Source organism: Achromobacter sp. ACM01 (assembly GCF_014851745.1).
GTDB lineage: Bacteria > Pseudomonadota > Gammaproteobacteria > Burkholderiales > Burkholderiaceae_B > Achromobacter > Achromobacter aegrifaciens.
The window spans coordinates 1,636,013-1,652,998 of sequence record NZ_JACVAF010000001.1; the positions used below are offsets into that span (position 1 = coordinate 1,636,013).

16 protein-coding genes are annotated in these 16,986 nt (G+C 66.8%); 6 read left to right on the forward strand and 10 right to left on the reverse strand.

Features of this window, described 5'->3' with window-relative positions; genetic code table 11:
* The first annotated feature begins 152 nt into the window (after positions 1-152).
* Positions 153-1,709, forward strand: coding sequence for an acetolactate synthase large subunit (locus tag IB268_RS07665; RefSeq protein WP_054451445.1), 1,557 nt, complete (start codon positions 153-155; stop codon positions 1,707-1,709).
* On the opposite strand, the gene IB268_RS07670 is transcribed toward IB268_RS07665, so the two are convergent.
* From IB268_RS07670 to IB268_RS07705, 8 genes are all read right to left on the reverse strand, one after another.
* Entirely contained in the window at positions 1,706-2,416 is a 711-nt protein-coding gene (locus IB268_RS07670) for an ABC transporter ATP-binding protein (RefSeq protein ID WP_192354040.1), read from the reverse strand. The two genes, IB268_RS07665 and IB268_RS07670, sit on opposite strands and share 4 nt — an antisense overlap.
* Entirely contained in the window at positions 2,413-3,177 is a 765-nt protein-coding gene (locus IB268_RS07675; protein WP_192354041.1) for an ABC transporter ATP-binding protein, read from the reverse strand. The genes IB268_RS07670 and IB268_RS07675 overlap by 4 nt, the downstream gene beginning before the upstream one ends.
* Positions 3,170-4,252: a branched-chain amino acid ABC transporter permease gene (locus IB268_RS07680; protein WP_192354042.1), complete on the reverse strand. Its 1,083-nt coding sequence runs from the start codon at positions 4,250-4,252 to the stop codon at positions 3,170-3,172. Before IB268_RS07680 ends, IB268_RS07675 begins: the two co-directional genes overlap by 8 nt.
* A 2-nt stretch (positions 4,253-4,254) precedes the next feature.
* Positions 4,255-5,136 carry a branched-chain amino acid ABC transporter permease gene (locus tag IB268_RS07685; protein ID WP_192354043.1) on the reverse strand — a complete coding sequence of 294 codons (882 nt, stop codon included), beginning with the start codon at positions 5,134-5,136 and terminating at the stop codon, positions 4,255-4,257.
* 25 nt (positions 5,137-5,161) lie between these two features.
* Positions 5,162-6,322: an ABC transporter substrate-binding protein gene (locus IB268_RS07690; RefSeq protein ID WP_054451436.1), complete on the reverse strand. Its 1,161-nt coding sequence runs from the start codon at positions 6,320-6,322 to the stop codon at positions 5,162-5,164.
* Positions 6,323-6,359: 37 nt separating this feature from the next.
* Positions 6,360-7,184 carry an alpha/beta fold hydrolase gene (locus tag IB268_RS07695; protein WP_192354044.1) on the reverse strand — a complete coding sequence of 275 codons (825 nt, stop codon included), beginning with the start codon at positions 7,182-7,184 and terminating at the stop codon, positions 6,360-6,362.
* Positions 7,181-8,740, reverse strand: coding sequence for a benzoate-CoA ligase family protein (locus IB268_RS07700; RefSeq protein ID WP_192329093.1), 1,560 nt, complete (start codon positions 8,738-8,740; stop codon positions 7,181-7,183). The genes IB268_RS07695 and IB268_RS07700 overlap by 4 nt, the downstream gene beginning before the upstream one ends.
* A 73-nt stretch (positions 8,741-8,813) precedes the next feature.
* Complete coding sequence (locus IB268_RS07705; RefSeq protein ID WP_054451429.1) at positions 8,814-9,284, reverse strand: DUF4863 family protein; 471 nt, start codon at positions 9,282-9,284, stop codon at positions 8,814-8,816.
* A gap of 176 nt (positions 9,285-9,460) precedes the next feature.
* Between IB268_RS07705 and IB268_RS07710 the strand changes: the two genes are divergently transcribed.
* The 5 genes from IB268_RS07710 (at position 9,461) to IB268_RS07730 (ending at position 15,460) form a co-directional block, all read left to right on the forward strand.
* Entirely contained in the window at positions 9,461-10,369 is a 909-nt protein-coding gene (locus IB268_RS07710; RefSeq protein WP_042794737.1) for a helix-turn-helix transcriptional regulator, read from the forward strand.
* Between the two features lie 143 nt (positions 10,370-10,512).
* The gene (gene boxC / locus IB268_RS07715; RefSeq protein ID WP_054451427.1) at positions 10,513-12,171 is read left to right on the forward strand and encodes a 2,3-epoxybenzoyl-CoA dihydrolase; all 1,659 of its coding nucleotides are present in this window, start codon (positions 10,513-10,515) and stop codon (positions 12,169-12,171) included.
* Between the two features lie 58 nt (positions 12,172-12,229).
* On the forward strand, positions 12,230-13,657 hold the full coding sequence (gene boxB / locus IB268_RS07720; RefSeq protein ID WP_054451425.1) for a benzoyl-CoA 2,3-epoxidase subunit BoxB: 1,428 nt from the start codon (positions 12,230-12,232) through the stop codon (positions 13,655-13,657).
* A gap of 54 nt (positions 13,658-13,711) precedes the next feature.
* Complete coding sequence (gene boxA / locus IB268_RS07725; protein ID WP_192354045.1) at positions 13,712-14,947, forward strand: benzoyl-CoA 2,3-epoxidase subunit BoxA; 1,236 nt, start codon at positions 13,712-13,714, stop codon at positions 14,945-14,947.
* Positions 14,948-15,016: 69 nt separating this feature from the next.
* Positions 15,017-15,460, forward strand: a complete 444-nt coding sequence (locus IB268_RS07730) for a MaoC family dehydratase (protein WP_054451423.1) — start codon at positions 15,017-15,019, stop codon at positions 15,458-15,460.
* Between the two features lie 10 nt (positions 15,461-15,470).
* On the opposite strand, the gene IB268_RS07735 is transcribed toward IB268_RS07730, so the two are convergent.
* Together IB268_RS07735 and IB268_RS07740 are read right to left on the reverse strand one after the other, a co-directional pair.
* Positions 15,471-16,457 (reverse strand): TRAP transporter substrate-binding protein, encoded by a 987-nt coding sequence (locus tag IB268_RS07735; protein WP_054451421.1) that lies wholly within the window; start codon positions 16,455-16,457, stop codon positions 15,471-15,473.
* Between the two features lie 173 nt (positions 16,458-16,630).
* A complete protein-coding gene (locus IB268_RS07740) occupies positions 16,631-16,984 on the reverse strand; it encodes a nuclear transport factor 2 family protein (protein ID WP_054451417.1) in 354 nt (117 codons plus the stop codon).
* Positions 16,985-16,986 lie beyond the last annotated feature (2 nt).

Below are 16,986 nucleotides of genomic sequence, written 5' to 3' on the forward strand. Positions count from 1 at the left end.
TTTCAAATTCCGTTTGGCGGAACCTGCGGAATGGTTCCATGACGGCGGCCTGAAATGGCTCTAGCCGGTTTCGGCTACGCTACCTATCATGCATGTCACGCGGGCGCGCATGCGCCCATGCACCGCCAATGGAAAATGATCAGGGAAAAACGATGAACGGCGCTGATAGTCTTTGCGATACCTTGCTGGCCAACGACGTGGATGTTTGCTTCGCGAACCCCGGCACATCCGAAATGCACTTTGTCGCGGCATTGGATCGCAAGCCGAAGATGCGCTGCGTGCTGGGCCTGTTCGAAGGCGTGGTGACCGGCGCGGCCGACGGCTACGCGCGCATGGCCGACAAGCCTGCCGCGACGCTGCTGCACCTGGGCCCAGGCCTGGGCAACGGCCTGGCCAACCTGCACAACGCCAAGCGCGCCCGCACGCCCATGGTCAACATCGTGGGCGACCACGCCACCTATCACGTCCAGTACGACGCGCCGCTGACCAGCGACGTCGAAGGCGTCGCGCGCCCGATGTCGCATTGGGTCAAGCGCACCACCAAGGCCGCCGACCTGTCCGCCGACGCCGCTGAGGCCGTGGGCGTGGCGCGCCGCTCGCCGGGCAACATCGCCACGCTGATCCTGCCCGCCGACGCGGCCTGGACGGACTTGCCGGAAAACACCGCGCCGGTGCTGGCCAAGAGCGAGGCCTTGGCCCAGACCTCGGCCGACGCGGTGCGCGCGGCGGTTGCCGCGATCCGCTCGGGCGAAGTCACGACGCTGATGCTGGGCGGTTCCGCGCTGCGTGAACGCGCGCTGAACGCCGCCGGCCGTATCGCGCGCGCCACCGGCGTGCGGCTGGTGTCGGAAACCTCCAACCGCCGCATCGAGCGCGGCGGCTCGCGCACGCCGGTGGACCGCCTGCCGTATCCGATCGACCTGGCGGTGGCCAAGCTGAAGGACGTGCGCCATCTGGTGCTGGTGGGCGCGAAAGCGCCGGTCGGCTTCTTTGCCTATCCTGGCAAGCCCAGCCTGCTGGCGCCGCCCGACTGCAAGCAGGTGGTGCTGGGCACGCCCGAGCAGGACCTGGCGCATGCGCTGGAGTGGCTGGCCGACGAGCTCGGCATCGCCCAGGACGCGCCGCGCCTGGCCGCTGCCCCCGCCAACTACGAGGTGCCGCAGTCCGGCAAGTTGACTGGCGCCGCCGTCAACATCCTGGTCGCGCACCATCTGCCGGAGCAGGCCATCGTCTGCGACGAGTCCATCACCCAGGGCCGCGAATTCCCGCTCTACAGCGTCAACAGCGCGCCGCACGATTGGCTCATGCTGACGGGCGGCGCCATCGGCATCGGCCTGCCGCTGGCGACCGGCGCTGCCGTCGCCTGCCCGGACCGCAAGGTCGTCACCCTGCAGGCAGACGGCAGCGGCATGTACACCTTGCAGGCGCTATGGACGCAGGCGCGCGAGAACCTGGATTGCCTGACCGTGATCCTGGCCAACCGTTCCTACGCCACCCTGCACGGCGAGATGAAGAACGTGGGCGTGCAGGAACCCGGGCGCAACGCCCGCCGCATGCTGGATCTGGAAGAACCGTACCTGGACTGGACGCATCTGGCGCGCGGCATGGGCGTGGAAGCGGTCAGCGTGGATACGGTGGAAGGCTTCGCGCGCGCGCTGCAGGAAGGCTTGAAGCGCCGCGGCCCGTTCCTGATTGAAGCGGTGATCTAAACCCCCAGATAGCGCGTCAACTGCTCGGGCTGCCGGGCCAGCGACGCGCTGTCGCCGTCCTGCACGATCTGGCCTTTTTCCATCACCAGGCAGCGGTCGGTGTGTTCCAGCACCGCCCGGTAATTGCGGTCCACGATCAGCGTGGACATGCCGCTGGAGCGGATCTGGCGGATGATTTTCCAGATCTCGGCCACGATCAGCGGGGCCAGGCCCTCGGTGGCTTCGTCCAGGATCAGCAGTTCGGGATTGGTCATCAGCGCCCGGCCGATGGCCAGCATCTGCTGCTCGCCCCCCGATAGCTGCTGGCCGCCATGGCCCAGGCGTTCCCGCAGGCGCGGAAACACCTCCAGCACGCGCGCGTAGGTCCAGTCCTGGCGGCCGTCGCGGCCGGCGCGCGCTGCCACCTGCAGGTTCTCGCGCACGTTCAGGTTGGGAAAGATGCCGCGCCCTTCGGGTACATAGGCCACGCCCATGCGGGCGATGGCGTGGGGCTGCGCACGGGTGCAGTCGCGCCCGCCCACGCGCACGCAGCCCTGGGCGCTTCTGACGTGGCCCATCAGGCTGCGGATCAGCGTGGTCTTGCCCATGCCGTTGCGCCCCACCAGGCCTACGGATTCTCCGGGCGCGATATGCATGTCGATGCCGCGCAGCACATGGCTGGCGCCGTAGTAAACGTGCAGGCCGCCTGCTTCGATCAATGCGGTCATACGCTGGCTCCATGGCTGTCTTCGCCCAGGTAGGCAGTGCGCACGTCGGGGTTGGCGCGGATCGCGTCTGGCGTGCCGCTGGCGATGGCGGCGCCGTTGACCATGACGGTAATGGTTTCGGCGACGCGGAAGACCGCGTCCATGTCGTGTTCCACCAGCAGGATTGCGTGGCCGGGCTTGAGCGCTTCCAGCAGCTCCAGGATGCGGTCGGTTTCCTCGGGGCCCATGCCGGCCAGGGGTTCGTCCAACAGCAGCACCTGCGGTTCACCAGCCAGGCACATGGCGATCTCAAGCTGGCGCTTGCGGCCATGCGGCAGCAGCCCGGCGTCGCGCGCGGCGTCGTCCGCCAGGCCGGTGCGCTCCAGCGCGTGACGCGCAAGCTCCGCGCTGTGGCGGCATTCGGCGGCGGACCGCCACCAGTGCCAGAAGCGCTGGCGGCGAGCCTGGGCGGCCAGCCTGCAGTTTTCGAACACGCTCAGTTCGGGAAAGATGGTGGACCGCTGGTAGCTGCGGCCCAGGCCCGCGCGCGCCCGGTCGGGCTGGCGCCAGGCCGTGATGTCGCGGCCGGCCAGCATCACTTGGCCGCTGCTGGGCGCAAGTTCGCCCGACAGGATGTTGATCAGCGTGGACTTACCTGCGCCGTTGGTGCCGATGACGGCGTGGACCTGGCCGCGCTGCAATTCCAGCGACACGCCGTTCACCGCCGTCAGGCCGCCGAAGCGGCGCGAGACCGCGCTTGCGGCCAGCAGGACATCAGACATGGGGCTCTCCCTGGATGGGCAGGCGGGCGGGGGCCTGCTGACGGCTGGAATGGGCGGCATCCGGTTTGGGCGCGGCGCGGGCGGTGTCGGCGTCCAGGCCGGGGGCGGCAACGTGCGCCGCGCGGCGCTGGCGCAGCTGAGCCGGCAGCCCGGCCAGGCCGTTGGGCAGCAAGGCCACCAGCGCGATGATGGCCACGCCCAGCGGCAGGTGCCAGTGGCGCGCGTATTCGCCGAAAATCTCCTGCGACTGGAACAGTTCCTGCATCAGCACCAGCGCCACAGTGCCCAGCACCGCGCCGCCCAGGCTGCCCATGCCGCCCAGGATCACCATCAGCAGCACCAGGCCCGATTGTTCCCAGGCCAGCAGCTCGGGCGTGACGAAGCCGTCCTTCAGCGCGAACAGAAAGCCCGCCAGGCTGGCCAGCGTGGCGCCGATGACATAGGCGGCCAGCTTGTAGGGATAGGTCGAGTAGCCGGCCGCGCGCATACGCTGTTCGTTGATGCGGATGCCGGCGAGCGCGGCGCCGAAAGGCGAACGCCGCAGTAGCGCCAGGAAGCCCCAGGTCAGCGCCAGGCAGGCGAGCACGAAGAAGTAGAAGGTCCGGGCATCGCTCAGGTCGAACGGCAGCCAGCCGCCCAGGGACAGTTCGGGCCGGAAGTACAGGTAGATGCCGTCGCTGCCGCCGCCGATCTTGGTGTCGTGGAACACGTAGTAGGCCATCTGCGAGAAGGCCAGCGTGACCATGATGAAGTACACGCCGCGGGTGCGCAGCGCCAGCGCGCCGGTCGCCAACGCATAGGCCGCGGCGGCGAGCAGGGCGGCCGGCAGCAGCCACCACAGGCCGGCGGCTTCGGATTCCGGCGACAGCAGCGACGCGACGTAGGCGCCGATGCCGAAGAAGGCGGCGTGGCCCAGGCTGACCAGTCCCGCGCCGCCCACCAGCAGCTGCAGGCTGAGCGCGAAGATTCCATAGATCATGATCTTGATCGCCAGGCCGGTGTAGTAGTCGCTGCCGCTCCAGGAGAAAACGGCCAGCGCCAGCAGCGCCGCAATGGGCAAGAGTCGGTTCAACATGGTCAGCCCTGTTTGAACAGCCCTTCGGGCTTGCAAAGAAGTATGAAGGCCATCAGCAGGTACACCAGCACGCCCGCCGCGGACGGGAACAGCACCTGGCCGAAGGTTTCCACCACGCCCACCAGCATCGCGGCCAGGAAGGCGCCACGGATCGAGCCGATGCCGCCGATCACCACCACCACGAAGCAGATAATGAGTACGCCGTTGCCCATGCCGGGATAGACCGAGGACACCGGCGCGGCGATGCTGCCTGCCAGCGCCGCCAGCGCCACGCCTGCCGCGAACACCAGGCGGTAGAGCTTGTTGATGTCTATGCCCAGCGATCCGATCATCTCGCGGTTGCTGGCGCCGGCCCGCAGCATCATGCCCAGCCGCGTGCGCGTGATGATCCAGTACAGCAACAGCGCCACCGCGATGCCGACGGCGGAAATGAACAGCCGGTAGACCGGATAGGTCATGACGTCGCCCAGCGCGATGCTGCCCTGCAGCCAGGCAGGCAGGGGCACGCCGTGCACGTCGTTGCCCACCAGGATGCTGCGCAGTTCTTCGAAGACCAGGATCAGGCCGTAGGTCATCAGCACCTGCTGCAAGTGGTTGCGCTTGTACAGGTAGCTGAAAAAAGCGGCCTCCAGTAGATAGCCCAGGGCGCCGGCGGCCAGCACGCAGACCGCCAGCGTGGTCAGGAAGCCGCCGCCCAGCCAGCGGTCGACGGCCGGTCCCAGCGCGAACGCCATGTAGGCGCCGATCATGTAGAAACTGCCGTGGGCAAGATTGATGATGCCCATGATGCCGAAGATCAGCGTGAGTCCGCTGGCCACCAGGAACAGCAGCAAGCCGTACTGGAAAGCGTTCAGGCTCTGGATGAGCAGGATGCTGATGTCCATGGGGCCTCCCTGTGGCGGATTGCGGTCAGAGCTTGCAGCCGCGGGCCGGGTCGGCCAGCTTCTTCACGGCGATATCCACGACCTTGTTCTCCAGCCCGTCGACGCGGCGCAGGTAGATGTCCTGCACCGGGTTGCCCGCGCTGGACAGCGTGAAGGGGCCGCGCGGGCTGTCCACCGTGGCGCCGCGCATGGCCTTGCGGAAGTCTTCCTTCTTGGCGAAGTCGCCCTTGACCGCGGCCAGGCCCGACTGCATCAGCTGCGCCGCGTCATAGCCCTGCACCGCGTAGACGTCGGGCTGCGCCTTGTAGGCTTTGCTGTAGTCGGCGCGGAAGGCGTTGTCGCGAGGCGTGTTCAGGCCGTCGGCATAGTGCAGGGTGGTCAGCAGGCCTTGCGCCGAAGCGCCCTGGGCCTCCAGCGTGCCGTCGGTCAGGAAGCCCGAGCCGTACAGCGGGATGGTCTTGCCCAGGCCTGCGGCGTAATAGTCCTGCACGAATTTCACGGCGCCGCCGCCCGCGAAGAACGTGAACACCATGTCGGGCTTGAGCGCCGCGATCTCGGTCAGCAGCGGCTGGAATTCCACGTTGGGAAACGGCAGGCTCAGTTCCTTCACGACCTTGCCGCCGGCCTTCTCGAAGCCTTCCTTGAAGCCGCCGATGGCTTCGTCGCCGGCCGCATACTTCCAGGTGATGGTGACGGCCGTCTTGTGGCCCTTGGCAAAGGCCACCGGACCCATGGCGTACGCCGGCTGCCAATTGGTGAACGAGGTGCGGAAGATGCCCGGGCCGCACAGCGGGCCGGTGATGGCGTTGGCGCCGGCATTGGTCACGATCAGCGTGGTGTCGGCGTCCTTGGCGGCCTTGGCCAGGGCCATCGCCACGCCCGAGTGCACGGTGCCGATCAACACGTCCACCTGGTCGCGCTTGATCAGGCGGTTGGCATTTTCGGCGGCCTTGGCGGGGTTGGACTCGTCGTCCACCTTGAAGTATTCGATCTCGCGTCCGCCCAGCTTGCCGCCTTGTTCGGCGACGTACAGCTTGAAGCCGTTCTCGATGGCGTTGCCCAGCGCGGCGTAGGTGCCGCTGTAGGGCAGCATGAAGCCGACCTTGATCTTGTCGGCGGCCTGGGCGCCGGTGGCGGCGAGCGTCAGAGCCGCGGCGAGCGCAGCCCGGGTCAGGGCGTGGTTCATGGTTAGTCTCCGTGCTTGTTATGGGCCGACGCAGTGGTCAGCGGGGTTTTTCCAGGCCGCCCATAAAGCTGGCGACGGCCTGGATAACGCGGGCTGGCTGGTCCTTGTGCGCCGAGTGGCCGCAGTCGGGCAGTTCCAGCAATTCGGTCTGGGGCGCGAGCCGGCGTATGCCGCGTATCTGCGCCAAGCTGCCGTATTCGTCGTCCACGCCCTGGATGGCAAGCACGGGACAGGCGATGCGGGGCAGGTATTCGTCCAGGTTCCAGCGGCGGAAAGCCGGGTCCAGCCAGATATCGTTCCAGCCCCAGAACGCCGAATCCGGGTCCGCGTGATAGCGCCCCAGCCGGGCTCGCAGGTCCGTGTCCAGATAGGCCTGGCGCGCCTGCGCGATGCTGGCGAGCGACACGTCTTCGACCAGGATATGGGGCGCGGCGGCGACCACGCCGGCCACCGCGTCGGGATGCATGGCCGCATACAGCAGGGCGATGGAGCCGCCGTCGCTGTGGCCGAACAGCACCGGCTTGTCGCGCCGGGCGTCCACGCCCAGCGCGATCAACAGCGCGGGCAGCACTTCGCGCGCCTCGATGTGCATGAAATCCACCGGCCGCTTTTCTGCTGGCGGCCGTGGCGTCGATTGCCCGTAGCCGTAGCGCGAATACACCAGTCCACGGCAGCCGGCTGCCGCACAGACGCGGTCGGGCCAGTCCTTCCACATGGACACGGAACCCAGCCCTTCGTGCAGAAAGACCAGCAGCGGGGCGCCGGAACGGTCGGACCCGATCCACCGGCATTCCAGGCGCAGGTCGCGGCCGCCGGCATGGAACTCGGCAAACGCGGTTTCGGCCACGGCGCAGGCGCTCATAGCGTGGCCTCTTCCAATTGGCGCAGGCGGAAGCGCTGTATCTTCCCGGTGGCCGTCTTAGGCAGTTCTTCCGTGAAATTGATCTGGCGCGGATACTTGAACGGCGCCAGATGCTGTTTCACATAGTTCTGCAGCGCGGCCCCGGTCTGCGCGTCGGGCTCGAAGCCGGGCCGCAGCACCACATAGGCCTTGGTCTTGACCAGCCCGTCGTGGTCCGGCACGCCGATCACCGCCGCTTCCAGCACGGCCTCGTGCTGCACCAGGATGTTCTCGACCTCCACTGGCGACACGTACTGGCCGCTGACCTTGATCATGTCGTCGCTGCGCCCGGCATAGGTGTAGTAGCCGTCCGCGTCGCAGGTGTACTTGTCGCCGCTCTTGAGCCAGTCGCCCAGGAAGCACTGGCGCGTCTTGTCGCGGTTGTTCCAGTACATCAGGGCTGCGCTGGGGCCTTTGATGTAGAGGTCGCCGATGGCGCCGGGCGGCACCGGGGCGCCGTTCTCGTCGCGCAACTGCACCTCATAGCCCGGTACGGGCTTGCCGGTAGTGCCGTAGCGCAGTTGCCCGGTCTGGTTGGAGATGAAGATGTGCAGCATCTCGGTGGAGCCGATGCCATCCAGGATCTCGCAGCCGAAGTGGCGCGTGTAGCGTTCGCCGATGTCGCGCGGCAAGGCTTCGCCGGCGGACGTGCAGATGCGCATGGCGACCTGTTCGCGCGCCGGCAGGTCGGGCGAGGCCAGCATGCTGGCGTACAGCGTGGGCACGCCGTAGAACACGGTGGGCCGATGCTGCGTCAGGCGTTTGAAGACCGCTTGCGGCGTGGGGCGTTCGCCCATCAGGATGACGGTCGCGCCCACGGACAGGGGGAAGGTCAGGCCATTGCCCAGGCCGTAGGCGAAGAACAGCTTGGCGGCCGAGAACACCACGTCGTCCTCGCGGATGCCGAGCACGGGCTTGGCATAGAGTTCGGCCGTGTGCCACAGGTTGCCATGGGTGTGGACCACGCCCTTGGGTTTGCCGGTGGAGCCCGACGAATACAGCCAGAAAGCGATCTCGTCGGACAGGGTGCGCGCCGCTGGCGCGAGCGGGGCGGCGGCCAGCAGCGATTCGAATTCGCGCCCGCCTTCGGGCAAGGCGCCGGCCGGCTGGGAAACCACCAGGTGTTCGACATCGGCGGCGGCCTGCCCCAGCGCGGTCTGCACCACCGGCAGCAAGGCGCCCGATACGAACACGGCGCGCACGCGGCTGTGGCCAATGATGTAAGCGTAGTCATCGGCGGTAAGCAGGGTGTTCACGGCCACCGGCACCACGCCCGCATGCAGCGCGCCCAGGAATACCACCGGCCAGTCGACAGTGTCCTGCATCAGCAGCAGGATGCGCTCCTCGCGCCGCAGGCCCAGCTGGCGCAGCGCGCCGGCCATGCGCGCCACCCGCTCCGCCAGTTCGCCGTAGCTGATCTGGCGCGTGTCGTCGATGTAGGCCGGCTTGGCGGCGCGCGGCGCATTGAGCGCCGCCAGGTGGCTGGCGAAGTTGAGTTCGTCGGGACAGGCGTTCACGGTTGTCTCCTGATGTCCTGTGGGGGGAGCCGCGCTGTGTGTGTTTTTCTGGCGGCGGGTGGGGCGGGGCCTCTCAGGTGCGCGTGAATTCGATGGCGCCGCCCGGCAGCAGATACAGCACCAGCGCGCGGCCGCCGCTCACGGTCGGGCTGTGCGCGCTGCCGGGGCCGTAGACCAGCCAGCCGGCGCCGTGGCCGTCGAAGCGGGCGCCCTCGGTCAGCGGCATGATCATGTCGATCTCGCCATTGGGGTGCGCGTGGTGCGGGCCGGCAAGATCGTTCATGTCCACTACGTCCACCGAGCAGTCCGCCAGGTCTGGCGCGGGCTTGATGACGCGGCCGTAGCGGATGCCGCCGCCTTCCCGGCTGCACATCCAGCCTTCGGCCACGCCCTGCCTACAGGTGGCGTAGATCTCCTGGAACAGGGCGCTTTGCGGGCCGGCCTCGCGGTTCAGGCTTTCCTGCAGCGCCGCGTCCAGCGGCTGGCCTTGCGTCAGGCGCGTGACCTCGCGCATCAGGGCATGGAATTGATCAGGCGTACTCACCGGGCTCCTCCTTTACACTGTCGGCGCTTCAGAATCGACATGAAATCGACTGCTGCTTTTTTGCACATGAGGCGCTTTGGACTGATTGAATGGAAAAATAGTGCTTCCATTGATTATGGTCAAGCACTATAGTGCATAAAGCGTGGTAATCAGGGTTTTTGCGGAGTCACGTAAACATGAATCAAGCGCTAGATGCGGCGCCATCCGAACCCAGGCGGGAAGCGTTCCTGGTGGCCTTGGGCGAGCGGGTGCGCCGCCTGCGGGCCATACGCGGCATGACCCGCAAGAGCCTGTCGCAGGTGACTGGCGTATCGGAGCGCCATCTGGCCAATCTGGAACATGGGGTGGGCAATGCCTCCATCCTGGTGTTGCTGCAGATCGCACGCGCCTTCAACTGCGCGCTGGCCGAATTGGTGGGCGACGTCACCACCGAATCGCCCGACTGGCTGCTGATCCGCGAGCTGCTCAGCGGCCGCACGGAATCCGACCTGCAGCGCGCGCGCGAGGCCCTGACCCAGCTGTTCGGCGTAGGGGCGGGGGCGCAGCGCCCCAACCGCACCCAGCGCGTGGCGCTGATCGGCCTGCGCGGCGCGGGCAAGTCCACGCTGGGCCAGATGCTGGCCGATGACCTGGGTTATCCGTTCGTGGAGTTGAATCGCGAGATCGAGCGCGTGGCCGGCTGCAGCATCCTGGAAATCCACAATCTGTACGGCCCCAATGCCTACCGCCGCTACGAACGGCGGGCGCTGGAAGAGGCCGTGCAGATCTACCCGGAAATGGTGTTGGCCACGCCGGGCGGGCTGGTGTCCGAGCCCGCCACCCTCAATCTGCTGCTGGCGCATTGCTACACGGTATGGCTGCGCGCCACGCCCGAGGAGCATATGGGCCGGGTCATGGCGCAGGGGGATTTCCGTCCCATGTCGGGCAACAACGAGGCCATGGCGGACCTCAAGCGCATCCTCGCCGGACGCGAAGCCTTCTACGCCAAGGCCGACCTTACCTGGGTCACCAGCAACCTGGACGTGCAGGAGAGCTTTGCCGGCCTGCGCACCCAGGTGCGCAAGGCTTGCGGCCTGCCGCTATAGCTGGATTCGATGCCGGCAGCGCCGGCAATATGCATTTTTGTGCATGCCCCGCTTGACGGGGCTTTTTTTGTCCTCTAATCTGCACAATAATTCATGTAGTGCAGTATTTTTCCTGTTTTGGCAGGCGTACGAGGAGACACACTATGAGCAGCACCCTCAACCGGGTTGATTTCCGGACCGATCCCGAGCAGTACCGCCACTGGCGCTTGAGCTTCGACGGCCCGGTCGCCACGCTGGCCATGGATGTTGCCGAGGACGGTGGCCTGCGTCCGGGCTACAAGCTCAAGCTGAATTCCTACGACCTGGGGGTGGACATCGAACTGCATGACGCCTTGCAGCGCATCCGCTTCGAACACCCGGAAGTGCGCACCGTGGTCGTGACCAGCATGAAGGACCGCATCTTCTGTTCCGGCGCCAATATCTTCATGCTGGGTCTGTCCTCGCACGCCTGGAAGGTGAACTTCTGCAAGTTCACCAACGAAACTCGCAACGGCATTGAAGATTCCAGCCGCCACAGCGGCCTGAAGTTCATCGCCGCGCTCAACGGCGCCTGCGCCGGGGGCGGCTACGAGCTGGCGCTCGCCTGCGACGAGATCATGCTGATCGACGACCGATCGTCGGCGGTCGCGCTGCCCGAGGTGCCGCTGCTGGGCGTGCTGCCCGGCACCGGCGGCCTGACCCGCGTGACCGACAAGCGCCGGGTGCGCCACGACCATGCCGACATTTTCTGCACCTTGGTCGAGGGCGTGCGCGGCCAGCGCGCCAAGGATTGGCGCCTGGTGGACGAAGTGGTCAAGCCGGCCCGCTTCGAGGAGGCCGTGCGTGAGCGCGCGCAGGCGCTGGCGCAGGGCAGCGACCGCCCGGCAGGCGAGCAAGGCATCGCGTTGACGCCGGTGCAGCGCACGGAAAGCGCCGATGGCCTGTCCTATCGCTATGTGGACATCAAGTTGGACCGCGAGAAGCGCCAGGCCACCTGGACGGTGCGCGCGCCCGAGGGCGCGGTGCAAACCGAGCTGCAGGACATCGTCGCGGCCGGCGCGGCCTGGTGGCCGCTGCAGATGGCGCGCGAACTGGACGATGCCATCCTGTCGATGCGCACCAACGAACTGGACATCGGCACCTGGATCATCAAGACCGAAGGCGACGCCGCGCTGGTGTTGGCCGCGGATGCCGCGCTCCAACAGCATGCGGACCACTGGTTCGTGCGCGAAACCGCCGGCATGCTGCGCCGCACCTTGGCGCGCCTGGACGTGACCTCGCGCAGCCTGTTCGCGCTGATCGAACCCGGCTCCTGCTTTGCAGGCACCTTGCTCGAACTGGCGCTGGCTGCCGACCGCAGCTACATGCTGGACAACGAAGACGAATCCGCGCCCGCGCAGATCGTGGTGGGCGAGCGCAATTTCGGCGCCTATCCGCTGGTCAACGGCCAGAGCCGCCTGCAGCGCCGCTTCTATGAAGAGGAAGCGCCCCTGGAAGCGGTGCGCGCGCGAGCCGGCCAGCAACTGTCCGCCACCGACGCGCTGGAGCTGGGCCTGGTCACCTATGCGCCGGACAACATCGATTGGGACGACGAAGTGCGCATGATGCTGGAAGAGCGCCGCGCGCTGTCGCCCGACGCCCTGACCGGGCTGGAAGCCAACCTGCGCTTCGGCGGCCAGGAAACGATGGAGACCCGCATCTTCGGCCGCCTCACGGCCTGGCAGAACTGGATCTTCAACCGCCCCAACGCCGCCGGCGACAAGGGCGCGCTCAAGCTCTACGGCAAGGGCGAGCAAGCCGCATTCGACTGGAACCGGGTCTGACGGCCCCGCGTCACCGCGCCGCGTGAACGCGGCCACCCCAAAGGAACAGGAGCGAGACATGTCTGGAATCAACTACACCGATAAGATCCCCAACAACGTCAATCTGTCCGGCGACCGCACCTTGCAGCGCGCGCTGGAGCATTGGCAGCCCAACTACCTGCAGTGGTGGCAGGACATGGGGCCCGACGGCTCCCACGGCTTCGACGTCTATCTGCGCACGGCGGTCAGTGTGCAGCCCGACGGCTGGGCGCACTTCGACCACGTCAAGATGCCGGACTACCGCTGGGGTATCTTCCTGGCGCCGCAGGACGGGCAGCGCAAGATCCATTTCGGCGAGAACATGGGCCGTGACGTCTGGCAGGATGTGCCCGGCGAGCACCGCGCCAACCTGCGCCGCATCATCGTCACGCAGGGCGACACCGAACCGGCCTCGATCGAGCAGCAGCGCCACCTGGGCCTGACCGCGCCCTCGCAGTACGACTTGCGCAACCTGTTCCAGATCAACGTCGAGGAAGGCCGCCACCTGTGGGCCATGGTCTACCTGCTGCACCGCTATTTCGGCCGCGATGGCCGCGAAGAGGCGGACGCGCTCCTGCAGCGCAGCTCGGGGGATTCCGACAATCCGCGCATCCTGGGCGCGTTCAACGAGAAGACGCCCGATTGGCTGGCCTTCTACATGTTCACCTATTTCACCGACCGCGACGGCAAGTTCCAGCTGTGCGCGCTGGCGGAGTCCAGCTTCGATCCGCTGGCGCGCACCACGAAGTTCATGCTGACCGAGGAAGCGCACCACATGTTCGTGGGCGAATCCGGCATCTCGCGCGTCATCCAGCGCACCTGCGAGGTCATGAACCAGCTCAAGACCGATGACCCGCAAGCGGTGCGCGCGGCCGGCGTGATCGACCTGCCCACCATCCAGCGCTACCTCAACTTCCACTACAGCGTCACCATCGACCTGTTCGGCGCGGATCAGTCCTCCAATGCGGCCATTTTCTACGGTTCGGGCCTGAAGGGCCGCTACGAGGAAAGCAAGCGCACCGACGACCACCAGCTGAAGAACGACACCTACCGCGTGCTGACCGTGGAAAACGGCAGGCTGCGCGAGATCGAGGTGCCGATGCTGAACGCCCTGAACGAAGTGCTGCGCGACGACTTCATCCGCGATTCGGTCGCTGGAATCGGGCGCTGGAACAAGGTCATCGAAAAGAGCGGCCTGCCGTTCCGGCTGCAAGTGCCGCACAAGGCCTTCAATCGCCAGATCGGCACGCTGGCCGGCATCCGCATGTCGCCCGAAGGCGAGATCCTGTCCGAATCGCAATGGCAGGCCAACAGTCACAAATGGCTGCCGACGCCCGAGGACCGCGCCTTCGTTGCATCGCTGATGGGCCGCGTCACCGAGCCGGGCAAGTTCGCCAACTGGATCGCGCCGCCCGTCATGGGCGTCAACCGCCAGCCGGTGAATTTCGAGTACGTCCGTTTCAACTAAAGCGGGGCGGCGGCTGTTTTCACGGCCGCCTACCGGAGCATGGGGAAGACCGAGATGAACGCTCCCTTACCAGCAGAAGTCCTGAAGCAGCACCTGATCGATCCCGAGATCTGCATCCGCTGCAATACCTGCGAAGAAACCTGTCCGATCAAGGCGATCACCCACGACTCGAACAACTACGTGGTGGATCCCGAGATCTGCAACGGCTGCATGGCCTGCGTGCCGCCTTGCCCCACGGGGGCGATCGACAACTGGCGGCTGATGGTACGCGCCGAAGCCTATGGCGTGCAGGAACAACTGGGCTGGGAAGAACTGCCGGGCGAGAAGGCGCTGCCGGAAACGGCTGCCGCCGCGCCGGCCTGCGATGAGCCGGATACGCCGCAGCCTGCCGCGCCCGCGCCGTCCACCGCGCCCGGCGCAACGGTCCCGCCCTGGTCCGCCGCCCATCCATACGTCAACCTGTACACGCACAAGACGCCGATGACGGCCACCGTGGTCGGCAACTACCGCGTGACCGGCGCCGACACGGAAAGCGACATCCACCATATCGTGCTCGACTTCGGCGAGCTGCCGTTTCCCGTGCTGGAAGGGCAGTCCATCGGCATCCTGCCGCCCGGCGTGGACGCGCAGGGCCGGGCGCACCACGCGCGCCAGTACTCGCTGGCCAGTCCGCGCGACGGCGAGCGGGCCGGCTACAACAATCTTTCGCTGACCGTAAAGCGCGTCACCGAGGACCATGCGGGCGCCGCCGCGCATGGCGTGTGCTCGAACTACCTGTGCGACCTGGCCAAGAACGACAAGGTGCAGGTGATCGGGCCGTTCGGCCACACCTTCCTGATGCCCAATCACCCCCGCGCCAATCTCATCATGATCTGCACCGGCACGGGTTCGGCGCCCATGCGCGCGATGACGGAGCGCTACCGCCGCCGCATCGAGACCGGCGAAAACGGCAAGCTGCTGCTGTTCTTCGGCGCGCGCACCGAGCGTGAACTGCCGTACTTCGGGCCGCTAATGAAGCTGCCGCGAGATTTCATCGACATCAACCTGGCGCTGTCGCGCGAAGCCGGGCAACCCAAGCGCTACGTGCAGGACCTGATCCGCGACCGCGCAGGCGCGGTGCGGGAACTGCTGGCGGACCGCAATACCTGCATCTACGTGTGCGGGCTGAAGGGCATGGAAGTAGGCGTGCTGGACGCCCTGCGCGATGTGACGGTGCAAGCGGGCCAGGATTGGTCTATCCTGCATGATGCATTGCGCCGCGAAGGGCGCCTGCATTTCGAAACGTACTGAATCCACAAACATGCGTGGCAATCGGCGCGCACTGGCGCGCCGATTGCATTTGCGGGGGGAATCCACAAAATGAAGTTCGCCGAGTTCAAGGACGGCATGGTCATCAAGGGCGGTCCGGTCACCCTGACGGAAGCCGAGATCCTGGAGTTCGCACGCAAGTTCGATCCCCAGTGGTTCCACACCGATCCCAAGCGTGCCTCCGAAGGGCGCTGGGGCGGCCTGATCGCCAGCGGCTGGCATACCTGCGCGCTGGCGATGCGCATGGCCGTGGACGCGGCGCTGCACGATTCCGAATCCTTCGGCTCGCCCGGCCTGGGCGAGGTGCGCTGGCGCACGCCGGTGCGTCCGGGCGACACCCTGCGCCTCGAAGCGCGCGTGCAGGGCGTGCGCACCTCGTCGTCGCGTCCCGACCTGGGCATCATTACCTGGGCCTGGACGGTCCTGAACCAGCACGACGAAGGCGTGCTGGAGCTGGACGCGACCAGCCTGTTCGATCTGTCCGGCGAAAACTGAGGCTGGCCGTCTAGCGCTTGCCTGTCTGCTTCAGGATGGCGGCGGCTTCAGGACCGGCTGCTGCCTTCCAGTTCTTGACCGAGTCCGCCGCGGCATCCTTCAGCGCGCGCTGCACGGGCAGCGGCACCGACGTATTGATCGCCACGCCGTTCTTGCGCATGTTGGCGTAGTTCTGCTGCAGGCGGCCGTCGATGCGCTTCCATTGTTCGGTTTCGGTCTGCGCCGCCGCCTGGTCGATGGCGCGGCGCGTGCGCGCATCCAGCGCCTGATACGCCTGCAGGTTCATCGTCGCCACCGAGATCGGCATCGCGTAGTTGATTTCCGCGAAGTTGGGCAGGTGCTCCCAGAGCTTGCGGCCCGCGCCGCCGTCGCCTGACGACAGTACCGCGTTCACCTCGCCCGAGGCGATCAGCGGCATCGCATCCGCGAAGGAAATGTTCTGCGCGCGGGCGCCGGCTTTCTGCATGACGTCCTGCGACGTGGCGTCGTAGGTGCGGATGCTCAGCTTCTTCAAGGCCGCGACGCTGTCCAGCTTCTGCTTGGACCAGATGCCGGACGCCGGCCACGGCGTGGTGTACAGCAGCTTCTGCCCATGCGCCGCCAGCAGCTTCTCGTAGGCGGGGCGGGCGGCCTTGTTCAGGTTGCGCGCCTTGGACAACGAGTCCGCCAGGAACGGCAGGGACGACACGCCGAACAAGGGATACTTGGCCGCCAGTGCGCCGGCGAAGGCATCGCCCGCATCCACCTTGCGCGCTTGCACCGCATCGATCATGTCGGCCGACTTGATCCCCTTGGACGCGTCATAGCTGGCGTCGATGACCACGTTGCCCGCGGTCTTGGCGCGGACCAGTTCGGCAAACGTGGATACGCCTTGTCCGGGCATGGAGGTGGCCGGATACTCGGTGGCCATCGTGAGGGTGGTGACGGCGTAGGCGCCATGGGCCATGAACGCCATGGCAATGCCTGTCATCAGGCGGAGGGTGGGACAGCCTTGCATGCGCGGCTCCTGGGCTCGGGGGGAAACCTGGTCGGGACACGCGGCAGGGCGCGGGAGCGCCCGGCCCTGTGCCTGGCCGATGCTGCAAAGCGTACGGCGAGTGCAAGGGCTCGCCTATACGGGCTTTCGGCAATGCGCGGGTTGTTGCGGGGACGAGAGCGGCCTGGCGGCAATTACTGGATGGGCAGGCCGTGCATCTTCAAGAAGGACAGCTTGTCCCAGTAACCCCGCTGGAACACGATCCTGCCGCCGCGCACCGTAAAGAATCCGCAGCCGCGCAGTCCCAGGGGATCGCGCCATTCCAGGGCAGCAACCTCGCCGGCTTCATGGATCGTCTCCACGATGCAGGTCATGTCGGCCTGGGCGAACTCCCGTTCAAACATCGCGCGTATGGCCTCGCGTCCGACGATGGGCTCCTGGGTTACCTGATGGTTCACCGCCGCTTCATCGTAAAGCTCCGCCAGGCCAGCGGCATCGGCGGCATTGAACCGTAGGACCCATTCTTCGACCAGTTGCCGCGGAGTCATGT